The following is a 14,399-nucleotide window of genomic DNA, read 5'->3' as shown; positions in this document are numbered from 1 at the left end:
AGGTAAAAGTGGAAAAATATTATAAAAGATACGCGTGTTACTAAAGGGATAATTGGGTTTGTCTCGGTACAGTTACGCGCATGACTTCAAATAAGGGAATGCGCAAGGCCATCGTTGCTGTTGTTGGATCCGTTGCTCTAGCTATCGCAGGAACGATGACCGCCGGCGCTTGGACCTCGAGTGCCCCTTCGGGAATTGACATCGCAGCACACCAGCATCCAGGTGGAGCGCTGATTAATTGGAGTGACGTCAAGACTGACGGTCAGTCCTTCGCCTTCGTCAAGGCAAGTGAGGGCAGCGACTGGACAAACTCTTATTTTGTTGCTGATGCCAACGCAGCCTCTGCTGCGGGCCTCAAGGTTGGTGCTTATCACTACGCGCGCCCGGCGTCGTCAGCTTCAGCGCAGGCTGCCCACTTTGCGGCGCAGCTGGCGCTCGTGCCAGGTCAGACCCTGCCTCCTGTTCTTGACATTGAGGTAGACGAGGGCTTGTCACCGGTGCAACTAGCCAATTGGATTCGCCAATTCACCACTGAACTGCGCGCGCTTACCGGCCGTACCCCGATGATCTACACCTACAAGTACTTCTGGATGGGGCAGATGGGTAACACCAAGGAATTCTCCGATATGCCGCTCTGGCTCGCCGCATACCAGGATAAGGCCCCGGAACCAGTGGGCGGCTGGGACAAGATCTCCTTCTGGCAACGTTCCGGCTCCGGCCGCGTTAACGGCATTACCGGTCCGGTGGACATGAACCTGTTTAACGGTAGCGAGGGGCAGCTCGAGTCCTTCAGCAACGGCAACTACCTCGACATCGGCGGAATCCTTGAGGGGCTTGTGCTCGGCGACGACGCACCAGACCTCAGCTCCAACAGTGGTCCGCTGATCGGAGCCATCCTCGCGTTGGCGGCAGGCATTATCGCGACGCCGCAGCTTGTCGACGCCGCCGAGCAGGCAGGTCTTGGCGGGAACGCTGCGGGCGTGTTCACGGACTTCGTCAAGCAGCTCACCCAGAATGGAACGCTGCCTATCGATGACCTCGTAGAAATGGCAACTGGCGACTTCACAGTCGGCGACTTGGCCATCCTTCTGGACAACGCGGGCCATATCGCTACGAAAAACGGCGTCAACCCAGACCAAGTAGAGCAGGCACAGGAAGCAGTTAATCAGCTCGCGCAGTAGCGCCCTGCATGTGCTTTTTGGTCCACTTCTCGTCTTTGTAATGGGCGGGGACAGCGCCACCTAACAGCAACTTTGACAGTTGTGCGGCTTCAACAGAGCCCGCAGCTGGCATTTCGCGATCAGAGCCCAAGAGGATGATGTTGCCGTAACGCCTGCCTTTGAGCATTGGTGGATCGGCAATAACGGAGATGTGTTCAAAGACCTGCGACATTCCCTGCAGCTCAGCTTTGGCGATAGACAAGTCGTGGTGATCACCGCAGTTAGCTACGTAGAGGCCTTCGGGAGCGAGGGCGTCGTGAGCCGCACGGAAGAATTCAACCGTGGTGAGGGGATATGGCGTCGTGTCGCCTGCAAAGACGTCACGGATGATGACGTCGCGGCTGGCAGGGACGAAACTGTCTGTAACCGCGCGGGCCTCGCCGGCGCGAATCTTGACGGTGGGCGAGCGGGGGACGTCGAAAAGCGTACGCACAAGCTCGCCCAGCTTTGCATCGAGCTCGACCACCGTGTGCCGTGATTTGGGCCAGATACTGGCGAAATAGCGGGGAAGGGAGCAGCCCGCGCCGCCCAAGTGGGTTATGCGCAGCGAAGCTGGATCGACTGGCAGAAGCGTTTCTACCGCCGCGGCAATCCACCGCATGTACTCGAATTCGAGGACTTCCGGGGAACCGATCACGATGTGGCTCGATGGCACACCATTGACCATGAGGATGTAACCATTGTCGTGATATTCGTCTGCGAGTACCTCAGCCGTGCCTGTGGAAATCTCGTAAGTGCCAACCAATTCATCCGTTTTGCGCATGTCTTTAAGCCTAGGGAATGTAGGAGCTGCGATTGTCGTTAGGCCTAAAAGGAGAAAAAGAGTAACGTATTCGGCCGAAGTAAAGGAGTATGTGTGCGAGTTCTCGTTGCGATGTCAGGTGGCGTCGATTCCTCGGTGGCTGCAGCCCGAGCGGTGGAGGCAGGCCACGACGTCGTGGGCGTGCACTTGGCCCTACATAAGGATGCTCAGCAGACCCGTGAGAAGGCGCGAGGCTGCTGCTCCTTGGAGGACTCTGCAGACGCGCGTCGCATCTGTGACAAGCTGGGTATTCCTTTCTACGTGTGGGATTTTTCCGAGCAGTTTAAGGAAGAGGTCATCGGGGACTTCGTGGATTCTTATGCCCGCGGCGAGACTCCGAATCCTTGTCTGCGGTGCAACGAGAAGATCAAGTTCCGTGCGCTACTCCAAAAAGGTATGGCGTTGGGCTTCGATGCCGTAGCAACGGGGCATTACGCCACGCTTGACGACGCCGGCTATATGCGTCGTTCCAAGGACGAGAACAAGGATCAGTCCTATGTTCTCGGCGTGATTTCCGTAGAAGAGCTCGAGCATTGCTACTTCCCGATCGGCGATACCCCAAAGCCGCAGATTCGCGAGGAAGCGGCGCGGCATGGCTTTTCCACAGCGAAGAAGCCTGATTCCTACGACATCTGTTTCATCCCTGACGGCAATACCCAGGCTTTCTTGGGCTCGCGAATCGGATTGCGTCCGGGCATGATCGTGGACCAAGAGGGCCAGGAGCTCAAGCAACATGATGGTGCGTGGAACTACACCATCGGTCAGCGCAAGGGCCTTGACATTAAGGAGCCCACGGGGGATGGTCGCCCGCGCTACGTCACCGACATCGATGCAGCGAGCGGCACTGTGACCGTGGGGTCGCGCGAGGATTTGGCGGTGTCAACGATTCAGGCAGACCGCCTGAAGTATCTGCACCCGGCCATGGACGGCGAGCTGGAGTGCGAGGTCCAGGTTCGCGCGCACGGGTCAGTTGTGCCTTGCAAGGCATACGTGGATCGCGATGGCGACAAGATGACGCTGGAGCTGAAAGAACCGCTCTTCGGTGTTGCACGCGGCCAAGCCGCAGTGCTGTACCTGCCGAGCACCGATGAGCTGGGCGACATTGTCTTGGGTTCCGGAACCATCTGCGGGACGGCATAGTGACGGGCTTTTCGCTGGGTCCGATGCGTGGGGTTTCCATGACGGAGGCTGCCGACATCGTGATGGGCGAGTCTGGGCATCTGCCGGCGATTCCGCAGCTTCCCGAGCGCGGGCTCGGTGCGGATGCCGTGGGCTCTACGGCCGCGCTTTTAGAAGCGGTCAACGTTGACCGCGGCCCACGCGCGTGGCAGATGACCCAGCGCCCACAGCTTATGATGCGACGCACATGGGATCTGTGGGAGCGTGATTTGGACGCCATCCAAGAGGTATGGGGCGAGTCTGTTTCCGCTTTAAAGATGCAGGTTTTGGGGCCGTGGAGCTTAGCAGCGGCGGTAGAACTTGCGAATGGACACCGTGTGCTTTCCGACGCCGGTGCTACCCGCGATCTGCATGAAGCCCTGCAGATGGGCATCGCGGATCACGTGGCTAAGTTGCAGCGGCGTTTTCACGGTCAGGTGCGGGTGCAGGTGGATGAGCCATTACTTGGCGACGTCCTTACTGGAAAGGTCCCCGGTACCACCGACTTTGACGAGATTCGCGCGATCCCAGCGGAAGTTGCTCGGGAGAAGCTCAAGGAGTTGGGTGCGGACTATCTCGTTTCGGGGACGCATTGGGAAATCGCCGATGCCGCGGAAACATTCGTGACTGACTTCGTTGGGCTCGACACGGCAAAGAACATCGATGGCCTTGGCGAGTTCTTAAGCGAAGGCAAGCGAATCGGTTTCGTAATCGCGGGCGTCGATGCGCGGGCAGAAGCAGTGGCTGTGGCCCGGCACTTTGACCGCATGGGTATGCCACGGCAGCTGCTGGTGGATGCGGTGGACGTGGTGCCAAGGGAGGCGTCGGCAAGCACGCTGCGCTCGGTCGTGGAGACGGCGGGCATGTTGGTGCGCGACGCCGGTGATCTCTAGCTAGTCGACCCTGCCGAGTTTGTCGGTGGAGTTGAAGAAGCGCTCCATGTAGGGGATGACGAATTGCAGCTCGCCGTGGGCGGCGGGCTCGATGAGGTCGGCGTCGATAAGCCTTTGGCGCGTTGCCGAAAGCGAGCGGACCGTGCGGCCTTGGCTTTCTGCAATCTCCGTAATCGTGGCGATGCCATCAACGGAAGCACTAGACATCGAGTCAAGGAACTGGCGCTGAGCAGGAGGCAGCGAGGACGCGGCGGGCAAGTGCACTTGAGTGCACAGGATGGAAATGGCTTCGTCGGCAATGCTGTCTACGTCGGTACTTTCAATCTGGGTCTCGTCCCGGGCGTTTGCGCGCTCCCAAGCCAAGGAACCCACCAGCTGAACGAGGTATGGGTAGCCCTTCGACAGCTCGACGGCCTTGCTGATGGCCTCCGATGAGAAATTTAGGCCCGAGTCAGCTGCGGTGGCAGTAAAGGCTTCGGTGGCGTTGCCTGCAGAAAGCGGACCCAGAACGAATCTTTGGGCGCGGCGCAAGAAAGTAACGCCTGGGAGATCGAGCAGGCGGTTGACGCCTTGCGGCAATCCAGCGGCGACAAAGGAAATGTCGAGCTCATTGCGCAGGAGATCTTGGTAGGCCACTGCGATAGAAGTGAGGTCTTCTACTGAGGCGTCTTGAACTTCGTCGATGCTGAGCAGAATTCCGACCCCGCCGATTCCGATGCGGTTGATTTTCCGCTTATCTCGGGGCGCGAGTTGCTCGATCAACCGCGGAATGGTGGTCTCGACGAGCTCCTCGACCATGTTGGTGCGCCCAGAAGCTCGAATGCACATCCAGCCTTGTGCTTTCGCAGAATCCTCCAGTTCATTGAGCAGAACTGTCTTTCCGATACCGCGCGCACCGCTGACGATCATTGTGCGAGCGGAGGCGCCGGCTGGGGACTGCAGGGCATTGCGGAATGCATCGAGCACAGCAGTACGGCCCACCTAATAAAGAGGCGGGACTCCGAAGGTGGGGCGGAAAGGATTACTGCGGGTGCTCATAGACGGCAACGCTACCTCAAGATGGGAGATTTTGGAGATTTGGGAGACTTTTCGGAGGTTGGAGATTTGGGAGACTTTCTGTGAAAGGCCGCTTTTCCAGCATAAAGTGCCGTCATTGCTACCAACCGGCTGAAGTGGCCTTCGATACGCTCGAGTCTTTTGGCGCTGACTATCTCCACGCTGAACCCTTGTGGGAGATGGCAGCCGCGGCAAGTACCTTCATTACCTCGTTCAAGGGGTTGGAGACTGGGCAGAACATCGACGGCTTGGGCGAACATCTCAGCGAGGGACGCCGTATTGGTTTTGCGATTGCTGGTGAAGGTGCTCGTGCGCGACGCGGGGGATCTGTAGGCGTAGCGCGACTGTGCCCGCATAAAGCGCGGTCAGCGCCACGAGCGCATACCACCACCAGATGCTCAGCGAGCTGTTCCAGCCGAGTACACCTCCGAGAAAAGCGACGACGAGCCAGGTTATCACGGCATCGAAAATGCGGTAGCTCGTGATTTTCGGAGCGGTCCAGGACTTCCATATGGACCGGACGATGTTGCAGAGGAAAAATGCGGTGACCAGCAGGGGTAAATAGTCCATCATGGCAGCTCCTTGAAGATGGTTCGCGTGATGTCTTTGGCCCCGGCAGGGGAATCGTTGTTGACGAAGGCTGCGTGGCGAGTGCGTGGGTCAATGATGAGCATCGAGGAATAGCCGTAGGTGCCGCCGTTGTGCCAGAAGCCGCCGCCGTCCTCGACTGGGTTTTCTTGCCAGCCGTGGGTGAAGTCGCCGTACGCGAGCATCCACTCGGCAAACTTAGCCATGTCGTGTGCAGTCGAACGGATAGCGCCGGCTGGACCTGTGCCGGGCATCTCCCAGGGTTCGGCGCTTCTGCCGCGATTGGTCAGCCCGCGCGGGGCGTTGTCAGGCACTGCCCCTAGGCTCATGAGGTAAGTCTCCTCCATGCCGGCGGGCTCGAGGATGTTGGATCGTAGGAGCTGCTCGTAGGATTTGCCGGAGGACTCTTCTAGCACCAAGCCCAACAAGGCGTATCCGAGGTTGGAATAGGACTCGGTGCCGCGGCCCGTTATTTTCGCGTCCTTGGCGGCGGAGAGGATGTCTGCCTTGGTCTCGTTGGCGTAGGGATTCTTGCCGCTAAAAGCCGAGGTTAAGCTAAGAAAGCTGGTGCCTTGGGCGAGGCGGGGAAGTCCCGAGGTGTGCTTGGTGAGCTCGGTGAGGGTGACGTCGCTAATGGGGGAGTCGCCGGTGTCGAGGACCTCGCCCACCTTGGTTTCGTAGGTCAGATGCTGGCTCTCAACCTCCTGGCGCAGCAGTTCAGCGGTGAACATCTTGGTTACGGAGCCGATTTCGACCTCGGTATGTTCGTCGGCGCCAAGGCCTGCGAAGGAGACCTTGCCGTTCGACAGCGTAAAGGCCGTCAGATTGTGGTGTCCGCGCTGTGCATTGTCACGCAGCTTCTGGGCTAGGTCGGTCGAGCCAGTGGCCTCGGTTGCCAGGGCGATGCGGTGAGGGCCTACCAGGACAAGGCCGGCTGCTACGAGAGCAGCGACCAGGAATCCGATTGCGAGTTTGCCAATGGAAAAGTTCATTAGTGTGCCTCCACCGCCGTGATGATTGTCATGAGGGGGATGACGCGGGCCGGCCGGATTTCGAAGGCGCCGGACTTGGATTTGGCGATCCACCCGGCGCTGCTGAGTTCGTTGAGGTGGTGATATGCGGTTCCTGTCGAGCTAGCCAGCCCCTCCTGCACAAGGTCGCTGACGCTGGCGGGCGCACACAGGAGGCGACGCAGGATCTCCGCGCGGGTGGGATGTGCGATGGCGGTAAGACGCTTGATGCTTTCTTCCCAAGACTCGTCGGTGACGAATTGGGTGGGGCGCTGCCATTGGTATTTGTACTCGCGATTGCCGATGGTGACGTCGCCGCCAAAGATGACGGAGCCGTCGGGAATGTCGGGCCCTTCTTCGAGGGCCTCGACGAGCCAGTAGCGGGAATCGGAGGTGGGTGCTGGGGGCGGAGTGACCGAGTGCTGCCCTTCGAGAGCCTCGACACGGGCCTCGAGGGCGGCGAGGCGGGCTTCGAGTTGAGGTGCGGAAGTTCTGGAATTCATATTTATAGTATTCCAGAATTTTAAAAATATCGCAATATTTAGCCAATCATTGGCCAAGCGGTGGAGATGTCGCTTGCGTCCTTACCTTGGCCTTCCAAGTACTTCTTGAAGGACTCGCGGTCCTTGTACCATTCGACGGCCTGGTACTCCATGAGCTCGGTGGTGTCCATTTGGGCCAGTTCTGGGAAGTGCTGACGCACCTGCATCCAGGCGATGCGAGCTGCGGCGAGTGCGTCCGAGGTTGCTTCGTGAGCGTTTTCGAGGGTGACGCCGTAGTGTGCAGAAACGTCGCCAAGCGTGCGCTTGCCCTTGCGCCACTTGTCCTTGACGCGGTCGATGACGAAGGGATCGAAAACCGGACCGTCAACCGTGAAATCGCCCGTGAGTGCGCGCAAAACGGAGAGGTCATAGGCGGCGTTGTAGACGATGAGCGTCAGACCGTCGTCCCACGCCTGACGGATGGAGCGGACCGTCTCGGCTAGGACTTCGTCGTGTGGCTGACCCTCCGCGCGTGCCTTTTCAGTGGTGATGCCATGGATCTTGGCGGCTGCCTCGGGGATTTCCACGCCGGGGTCTGCGAGCATTTCGCGTTTGTCGACGTCGCGTCCATCAATGCGCACCAACGCAGAGGTGACGATGCGCGCTTCTTTGGGGTTGACGGAGGTGGTTTCGAGGTCGAAGGAGAGCATGCGGGTGGCGTCGAAGTTCATGTGAAACACTTTAGCGCTTGGATCGGACACGGACTGTGGCACTCGGTGTCGGAGGTGATGACTAGACTGGTTGACCGTGACTAACTCTGCAGAAAACTCCGTAGATATCCAACGAAAGTGGTCCGAGCTTGCGCAAGAAGTGCGCAAGCACCGCGAGCTCTATTACAACGGTGAGCCTTCGATCCCTGACGCTGACTTTGACGAACTGTTCCAGCGCCTGCTCAAGCTTGAGGCAGAGCATCCTGAGCTGGCTGTTCCTGATTCGCCCACCCAACAGGTTGGCGCGGCGCCGGAGGGCGCTGCGGATATTGAGCACTTGGAGCGCCTCTACAGCTTGGACAATGTTTTCAATGAATCGGAGATGCAGGATTGGCTCGACCGAACGCCGGCGCAGACGTACTTGACGGAGCTGAAGATTGATGGCCTGTCCATCGACTTGGTCTATCGGGATGGCAAGCTGACCACCGCGGCAACGCGTGGCGACGGCCGCGTGGGAGAAGACATCACCGCCAATGCCAAGGTGATTACGGATATCCCGCACGAGCTGAGCGGCACCGATGAGTATCCAGTGCCGGCGCTGGTTGAGGTTCGCGGCGAGGTCTACATGCGCCCTGACGAGTTTGCGGAAATCAACGCGGCGCGCCGCGAGGATGGCAAGCCGACGTTTGCCAACCCGCGTAATGCTGCGGCAGGTGGCCTGCGCATGAAGGACCCCAACGAGGTGAAGAAGCGCCGCCTACACATGGTGTGCCACGGTATTGGCGCACGTGAAGGCTTCCAGCCAAGCTCCCAACATGATGCCTACAAGGCCTTGGAGGCCTGGGGCTTCCCAGTCTCGCCGTACACCAAGCAGGTTAAATCAGCGGCCGCAGTGCAGAAGGAAGTCAAGCACTGGGCGGAACACCGTCATGACGCCTATTTTGAGATGGACGGCCTCGTGGTCAAGGTCGACGACTTGGCTTCGCAGCGTGCGTTGGGTGCGACGTCGCGCGCGCCGCGCTGGGCCATCGCTTATAAATACCCGCCTGAGGAGGTGACCACCAAGCTGCTGGACATTGAGGTAGGAGTGGGTCGCACGGGCAGGATCACCCCATTCGCGGTGATGGAACCGGTGTTTGTCTCAGGCTCCACGGTGTCGAAGGCGACCCTCCACAATCAGTTCGAGGTCAAGAACAAGGGCGTTATGATTGGGGACACCATCATCATCCGCAAGGCGGGCGAGATTATCCCTGAGGTGCTTGGGCCGGTTCTGGAGCTGCGGGATGACTCCGTGCACGAGTGGGTATTTCCGGAGAACTGCCCGTCTTGTGGCACTAAACTTGCCCCACAGAAGGACGGCGACCAAGACTGGCGTTGCCCGAATACACGCAGCTGCCCGGCCCAGTTGTCGGCGCGCTTGGAGTACCTGGCTTCACGCAAAGCGCTGGACATCGAAGCGTTGGGGGAGAAGGCCGCCATTGACCTAATCGAGTCGGGCGTTTTAGGAGACGAGGCTGACCTCTTTGAACTGGACGAAGAAAAGCTGCTGAAGTCCTCGATGTACACCACCAAGGCTGGCAAGCTCAACGCGCAAGGCAAGAAACTACTGAAAAATTTGGAAAGTGCCCGCGAGACTGACTTTTGGCGGGTCCTGGTGAGCCTTTCGATTCGCCACGTTGGCCCGATTGCTGCGCGCGCACTGGCGACGAGGTTCGGGTCGATGGAGGCGCTACGCGCAGCGTCGGAAAGCGAGCTCGCGGATACCGACGGCGTAGGTGGGATCATCGCGGCGTCGTTTAAGGCGTGGTTCGAGGAAGATTGGCATCGCAACATCGTCGAGAAGTGGGCTGCCGCAGGCGTGACCATGGAAGACACGGTCACCGAAAAACTAGAGCAGACGCTGGAGGGGCTTACGATCGTCGTAACCGGCACGCTGGAGAACTTCTCCCGAGACTCGGCGAAGGAGGCCATCATCGCAAGGGGAGGTAAGGCCTCGGGCTCGGTTTCGAAGAAGACCGATTATGTCGTGGTTGGTGAGAATGCCGGCTCGAAGGAGGCGAAGGCGCGGGATTTGAACTTGAAAATCCTTGATGAGAATGCCTTTAAGGAGCTGTTGGAAGCTGGGGAGGCTTAGAACTTCACTAACAAAAGTAGGACTGTAAACCACTTTACGTTTTGTAATGTGGTTGTTACTCTGGTGAATGTCAGTTCAGGAGTAGCGAAAGGGAATGTCATGGCGCAGCGTTCTAGTGCTAAGAAATCTGGTCTTCCAAGTGGTCTGAGCGAAGGTGAGGGATGGGGCTTCGTAAAGATGGGGTTAGCAACCGCAATTTTCCTAGTGGTCAATTTTCTTATAGACACGCAGGGGTGGGGAGCCTTAGTGCGTCTGATTTTGCTGTTTATATGGCTTGCTTGGGTGTGGCGCTTCCGCAATGAGCAAACCAAGAACCGTCGTGTTCATCCTCGGGGATTCGGGCGCATCTACGCATTTAGCGCAATCCCGCCGCTAGCGTTAGCCATTTTCGGGGGTTGGCTGTGGATTGGAGAGACAAACGATCTGGCTGATGTAGTTGTAGTCGTGATTGCCAGTGCTTTGTCCGTAGCTCCAATCACGATTTTGGGTCTATGGTTTGTAAACCAGGCTCGTAAAAACGCATAGGAGGATAAAGCGATGGACTTATCGCAAGCGCGAAATGGTCTTGATGGAACGCTGCATTCTCCAGTGCGGTTGAGTATCTTGGGGGCGCTGAATTCAGTTGACTCGGTTGACTATCAGACGCTGAAGGATGCCCTTGGTGTCAGCTATTCGCTTTTGACTAAGCACCTTGGAGTGTTGGAACAGGCCAGCTTAGTAAAAGTGGATAAGCAATTTGTTTCCCGTACGCCAGTAACCAATCTGAAACTTACGAAACAGGGCAGACAGCAATTTGAGAACTACCTGCTCTGTTTAGATCGGATTGTTCAGGGTTTGACGGCTGAGTCGATGGATTAGCGGAGGAATGCCCCCAAGATAGTTCCCAAGTGTCCAAGGTGCTCGACCTCTGATGCGAGGTAGTCAGGTCCACCGACGCGGCCCATTACGATGACGTAGTTGGTGCCAACGAGGGGAGCAGCGGCCAGTGCAGAATCAAGGAGTGCCCAGGACTTAGGGATCCAGGCCTCGCGCTCAGGGTGAAGGACTCGGGCGGTGTCTACGTCGATGTTAGTGGGGATGGAGCCGTCATCTTCTGGTGCGGCATCGGAGCCAGCCACGCGGCTGATGGGGGCATTGTTGTTGATTACGATGGCCCAGTTAGAGGTAAGCGCCTTCGGAATTGCGGCGCATACTTCCTGCATAGCGGCGGTGACGTTCTTCTTGGAAGCGACGTCGGCAAGCAAGCTAATCTGGCCGCGGCGGTCGACGCGGCCACTAAATGGTCGGATGGAGTCGATCTCTACGCCGTCGACGCCTTGCGCGGCTGTAATAATCTCATCTGCCATGGTCCCTTGCGGAAGCTCGATGACAATGTCATCCATGACAGTTCCGTCGGGGAAGTTTTCCACGATGTCTACCGATTGAATATTGGCATTGACGTTGCCTAACGCGTCCGCCAGCAAGCCTAAACTGCCAGGTGTGTCTGGAATGAGGACGCGTACGAGAAAAGACATGGCTAACTTTCGGTAGGAGGTATAGTTTTCACTATCGTACAGGCCACAATTGTCGCTGTTCAATAGAGATGCGGGTGTATCCATATCGTTACCTGCCCGTGGGACCGGTGCTGTGGTGTTCGGTTGGGTGCAGTAACATGGTGCGATAGCTACAAGCATGTAACCAATCACGTCTGTGAATAAAAGGATGGAGAACGCGTGTCTGAGATTTCGCGTGAAGAGGTCGCTCACTTGGCTAAGCTGTCGCGCCTCGCGCTGAGCGACGAAGAGCTGGAGCAGTTTGCGACGCAGATCGACAAGATTGTCGATTCCGTGTCTGCCGTGGGCAAGGTCGATGCCGAGGGTGTTGAGCCGATGTCCCACCCGCACTCCGTTGTTGCCCCAATGCGTGAGGACGTCATTGTTCGCACGCTGACTGCCGAGCAGGCTCTGGACCAGGCTCCGGCTGCAGAGGATGAGCGTTTCGTAGTACCGCAGATTCTGGGTGGAGGAGAAGAATAATGACTACTTTTATCGCCCCAACCGAGGGAATTCTGTCCATGACCGCTGCGGAGCTGGCGGAGAAGATTCACTCCCGCGAGCTGACTTCGCGCGAGGTTACCCAGGCTTTCTTGGACCGCATCGCGGACACCAACGATGAGCTCAACGCGTTCCTGTACGTCGGTGCAGAGCAGGCGCTCGCTACCGCTGACGCTGTCGATAAGGCGCTCGACGCGGGGGAGAAGCCGGCCTCCGCGCTGGCTGGCGTGCCTCTGGCGCTGAAGGACCTACTGGTTACTACCGACGCCCCAACTACCGCGGCATCCAAGATGCTCGAAGGCTGGATGTCTCCTTATGACGCAACCTTGGTCACCAAGCTGCGTGAGGCGGGCATCCCGATTCTGGGCAAGACCAACTTGGACGAGTTCGCCATGGGTTCTTCCAACGAGAACTCCGCTTATGGCCCAGCCCATAACCCGTACGATACTGACCGCACCCCGGGCGGTTCTGGCGGCGGCACCGCCGCTGCACTGGCTGCGGGCCAGGCACCGCTGGGCATTGGTACCGATACCGGCGGATCCATTCGTCAGCCAGCCGCACTGACCAACACCGTTGGCGTGAAGCCGACCTACGGCACCGTGTCCCGTTACGGCCTCATCGCCGCCGCATCCTCGCTGGACCAGGCTGGTCCGACCGCTCGCACGGTTCTGGATACTGCGCTGCTGCACGAGATCATCGCGGGCCACGATTCCTTCGATGCCACCTCGGTGGACAAGCCGGTCGCTCCGGTTGTCGCTGCTGCCCGCGAGGGTGCAAACGGCGACCTCTCGGGCGTGAAGGTTGGCCTCATCAAGCAGTTCGAGCGCGATGGCTGGCAGCCGGGCGTCATGGAGGCTTACCACGCATCTGTAGAGCAGCTCAAGGCGCAGGGCGCGGAGACCGTAGAGGTCGATTGCCCGCACTTCGACGATGCTCTCGCTGCGTACTACCTGATCATGCCGTGTGAGGTTTCCTCGAACCTCGCTCGCTTCGATGGCATGCGTTACGGCCTGCGTGAGGGCGACGACGGCACGCACTCTGCTGAAGAGGTCATGTCCCTCTCGCGTGCCAAGGGCTTTGGCCCCGAGGTCAAACGCCGCATCATGCTGGGCACCTACGCGCTGTCCGTGGGTTACTACGACGCGTACTACCTGCAGGCACAGCGCGTGCGCACCCTCATTGCGCAGGACTTTGCCAAGGCATTTGAGCAGGTTGACGTCCTAGTTTCCCCAACCACTCCGACCACGGCCTTCAAGCTGGGCGAGAAGGTTGAGGATCCGATGGCGATGTACAACTTCGACCTGTGCACCCTGCCATTGAACCTGGCTGGCGTGTGCGGCATGTCCGTTCCTTCCGGTTTGGCATCGGACACGAACCTGCCCACCGGCCTGCAGATCATGGCGCCAGCGTTTGCCGACGATCGCCTCTACAAGGTTGGCGCGGCATACGAGGCTGGCCGAAAGTAGCGGCGATGCCTGAGCAAGACTGGACCGAGGGTTTCCGGGCAGGTTATGCCGCCGGATTCTCTGATGGGTTCCGTGCGGCACGTGAGGCTCTTTCTTCTGGCGAGCTCGCACCCGCTGCGGTGCCACACAAGCATGTTGCTAAGAAGCGGTATGGCACCGCCACCGTGACAGGCAAGCAGCAGCTTTCAGTCGATATGATTCGGGTCTTTGCTCAGGCGCCCGATATGGTCGGTCTTTCCTTAGACAAGACGGATCACTACATCAAGATTTTCTTCGGTGAGCAGACGCGTTCGTACACGTTGCGCAAGGTGGACACCGCCACCGGAGAGATCGCGATCGACTTCTTCTTCCACGGTGATGTTGGGGTGGCAGGACCATGGGCGCGTGATGTGCACGTGGGAGAAACGTTTTCTTATAAGGGGCCAGGCGGCAAGTGGTCACCGACGACACCGCTGCCCGGGGTTCAAGAGTTTGTGTTTGCTGGCGACGAGTCGGCGGCACCAGCGATTGCTTGTGGCCTGGAGAGGATTCCGGCTGGGGCGAGCGCAACTGCCTACGTGGAGGTCGCAGCACCGGGCCACGAGATTCCGATGCCGGAGGGCTCGTCGGTGGTGTGGCTGTACCGGGAGGGTAAGCCGGCAGGGCAGGCGCTTGTCGACGCCCTGCGTGAACACAACGTAAAGCACGCGCGTACGGCCTGGTTCGTGCGTGGGCCGTCGAGCATAGTGAAGGATGCGCGGCGCTACCTGTTCCGGGAGAGGGGCGTCGCTAAGCAGGATGCGTCGATCTCTGGATACTGGAAGAACCGGCGATAGGGTTTTGAGCGCACGCCTTATTTGGTTTGCTA

16 protein-coding genes are annotated in these 14,399 nt (G+C 58.8%); 9 read left to right on the top strand and 7 right to left on the bottom strand.

From position 1 onward, the window contains the following. Window positions 1-80 precede the first annotated feature (80 nt). Window positions 81-1,181 carry a glycoside hydrolase family 25 protein gene (locus CHU71_RS07660; protein WP_049063740.1) on the top strand — a complete coding sequence of 367 codons (1,101 nt, stop codon included), beginning with the start codon at window positions 81-83 and terminating at the stop codon, window positions 1,179-1,181. Here the strand turns inward: CHU71_RS07660 and CHU71_RS07655 are convergent. Continuing rightward, a complete protein-coding gene (locus tag CHU71_RS07655; protein WP_147760699.1) occupies window positions 1,162-1,983 on the bottom strand; it encodes a spermidine synthase in 822 nt (273 codons plus the stop codon). The two genes, CHU71_RS07660 and CHU71_RS07655, sit on opposite strands and share 20 nt — an antisense overlap. A gap of 93 nt (window positions 1,984-2,076) precedes the next feature. Here CHU71_RS07655 and mnmA point away from each other — a divergent pair, with 93 nt between their 5' ends. Both mnmA and CHU71_RS07645 read left to right on the top strand, forming a co-directional pair. After that, a complete protein-coding gene (gene mnmA / locus CHU71_RS07650; protein WP_147760698.1) occupies window positions 2,077-3,162 on the top strand; it encodes a tRNA 2-thiouridine(34) synthase MnmA in 1,086 nt (361 codons plus the stop codon). Next, window positions 3,162-4,073 (top strand): methionine synthase, encoded by a 912-nt coding sequence (locus CHU71_RS07645; RefSeq protein WP_147760697.1) that lies wholly within the window; start codon window positions 3,162-3,164, stop codon window positions 4,071-4,073. The genes mnmA and CHU71_RS07645 overlap by 1 nt, the downstream gene beginning before the upstream one ends. Here CHU71_RS07645 and CHU71_RS07640 read toward each other — a convergent pair whose 3' ends face one another. From CHU71_RS07640 to CHU71_RS07620, 5 genes are all read right to left on the bottom strand, one after another. Further along, entirely contained in the window at window positions 4,074-5,054 is a 981-nt protein-coding gene (locus CHU71_RS07640) for an ATP-binding protein (protein ID WP_304505071.1), read from the bottom strand. Window positions 5,055-5,390: 336 nt separating this feature from the next. Continuing rightward, window positions 5,391-5,702, bottom strand: a complete 312-nt coding sequence (locus CHU71_RS07635) for a hypothetical protein (RefSeq protein ID WP_147760696.1) — start codon at window positions 5,700-5,702, stop codon at window positions 5,391-5,393. Then, window positions 5,699-6,709, bottom strand: a complete 1,011-nt coding sequence (locus CHU71_RS07630) for a serine hydrolase (RefSeq protein ID WP_187272048.1) — start codon at window positions 6,707-6,709, stop codon at window positions 5,699-5,701. Before CHU71_RS07630 ends, CHU71_RS07635 begins: the two co-directional genes overlap by 4 nt. Continuing rightward, complete coding sequence (locus tag CHU71_RS07625; RefSeq protein WP_049146438.1) at window positions 6,709-7,230, bottom strand: helix-turn-helix transcriptional regulator; 522 nt, start codon at window positions 7,228-7,230, stop codon at window positions 6,709-6,711. The genes CHU71_RS07630 and CHU71_RS07625 overlap by 1 nt, the downstream gene beginning before the upstream one ends. Window positions 7,231-7,268: 38 nt before the next feature. Then, entirely contained in the window at window positions 7,269-7,940 is a 672-nt protein-coding gene (locus tag CHU71_RS07620; RefSeq protein WP_147760695.1) for a 3'-5' exonuclease, read from the bottom strand. Between the two features lie 76 nt (window positions 7,941-8,016). Here CHU71_RS07620 and ligA point away from each other — a divergent pair, with 76 nt between their 5' ends. Genes ligA through CHU71_RS07605 form a run of 3 tightly spaced genes read left to right on the top strand, consistent with a single transcriptional unit; the run spans window position 8,017 to window position 10,911 of the window. After that, window positions 8,017-10,053 (top strand): NAD-dependent DNA ligase LigA, encoded by a 2,037-nt coding sequence (gene ligA / locus CHU71_RS07615; protein ID WP_239297909.1) that lies wholly within the window; start codon window positions 8,017-8,019, stop codon window positions 10,051-10,053. 48 nt (window positions 10,054-10,101) lie between these two features. Further along, window positions 10,102-10,578 carry a hypothetical protein gene (locus CHU71_RS07610; protein ID WP_147760693.1) on the top strand — a complete coding sequence of 159 codons (477 nt, stop codon included), beginning with the start codon at window positions 10,102-10,104 and terminating at the stop codon, window positions 10,576-10,578. Between the two features lie 12 nt (window positions 10,579-10,590). Further along, window positions 10,591-10,911: a transcriptional regulator gene (locus CHU71_RS07605; protein ID WP_086891527.1), complete on the top strand. Its 321-nt coding sequence runs from the start codon at window positions 10,591-10,593 to the stop codon at window positions 10,909-10,911. Here the strand turns inward: CHU71_RS07605 and CHU71_RS07600 are convergent. Continuing rightward, complete coding sequence (locus CHU71_RS07600) at window positions 10,908-11,567, bottom strand: amino acid-binding ACT domain protein (RefSeq protein ID WP_147760692.1); 660 nt, start codon at window positions 11,565-11,567, stop codon at window positions 10,908-10,910. The two genes, CHU71_RS07605 and CHU71_RS07600, sit on opposite strands and share 4 nt — an antisense overlap. Before the next feature lie 198 nt (window positions 11,568-11,765). Between CHU71_RS07600 and gatC the strand changes: the two genes are divergently transcribed. Genes gatC through CHU71_RS07585 form a run of 3 tightly spaced genes read left to right on the top strand, consistent with a single transcriptional unit; the run spans window position 11,766 to window position 14,367 of the window. Continuing rightward, entirely contained in the window at window positions 11,766-12,068 is a 303-nt protein-coding gene (gatC, locus tag CHU71_RS07595; protein ID WP_086891525.1) for an Asp-tRNA(Asn)/Glu-tRNA(Gln) amidotransferase subunit GatC, read from the top strand. Beyond that, entirely contained in the window at window positions 12,068-13,552 is a 1,485-nt protein-coding gene (gatA, locus tag CHU71_RS07590) for an Asp-tRNA(Asn)/Glu-tRNA(Gln) amidotransferase subunit GatA (protein WP_147760691.1), read from the top strand. Before gatC ends, gatA begins: the two co-directional genes overlap by 1 nt. 5 nt (window positions 13,553-13,557) lie before the next feature. Further along, window positions 13,558-14,367 (top strand): siderophore-interacting protein, encoded by an 810-nt coding sequence (locus tag CHU71_RS07585; RefSeq protein ID WP_005532116.1) that lies wholly within the window; start codon window positions 13,558-13,560, stop codon window positions 14,365-14,367. Window positions 14,368-14,399: the final 32 nt, after the last annotated feature.

This window comes from Corynebacterium sp. LK14 (genome assembly GCF_008042215.1).
Taxonomy (GTDB): Bacteria; Actinomycetota; Actinomycetes; order Mycobacteriales; family Mycobacteriaceae; genus Corynebacterium; species Corynebacterium striatum.
The sequence above is the reverse complement of the archived record's forward strand: the minus strand, read 5'-3'. Positions and strand labels throughout refer to the sequence as shown.

Bases quoted from the DNA above. Each gene is read 5' to 3' on its own strand.
- CHU71_RS07600 (WP_147760692.1), bottom strand. From the start codon at position 11,567: ATGTCTTTTCTCGTACGCGTCCTCATTCCAGACACACCTGGCAGTTTA.
- gatA (WP_147760691.1), top strand. From the start codon at position 12,068: ATGACTACTTTTATCGCCCCAACCGAGGGAATTCTGTCCATGACCGCT.
- CHU71_RS07625 (WP_049146438.1), bottom strand. From the start codon at position 7,230: ATGAATTCCAGAACTTCCGCACCTCAACTCGAAGCCCGCCTCGCCGCC.
- CHU71_RS07635 (WP_147760696.1), bottom strand. From the start codon at position 5,702: ATGATGGACTATTTACCCCTGCTGGTCACCGCATTTTTCCTCTGCAAC.
- CHU71_RS07620 (WP_147760695.1), bottom strand. From the start codon at position 7,940: ATGAACTTCGACGCCACCCGCATGCTCTCCTTCGACCTCGAAACCACC.
- CHU71_RS07630 (WP_187272048.1), bottom strand. From the start codon at position 6,709: ATGAACTTTTCCATTGGCAAACTCGCAATCGGATTCCTGGTCGCTGCT.
- CHU71_RS07660 (WP_049063740.1), top strand. From the start codon at position 81: ATGACTTCAAATAAGGGAATGCGCAAGGCCATCGTTGCTGTTGTTGGA.
- CHU71_RS07585 (WP_005532116.1), top strand. From the start codon at position 13,558: ATGCCTGAGCAAGACTGGACCGAGGGTTTCCGGGCAGGTTATGCCGCC.
- CHU71_RS07655 (WP_147760699.1), bottom strand. From the start codon at position 1,983: ATGCGCAAAACGGATGAATTGGTTGGCACTTACGAGATTTCCACAGGC.
- CHU71_RS07605 (WP_086891527.1), top strand. From the start codon at position 10,591: ATGGACTTATCGCAAGCGCGAAATGGTCTTGATGGAACGCTGCATTCT.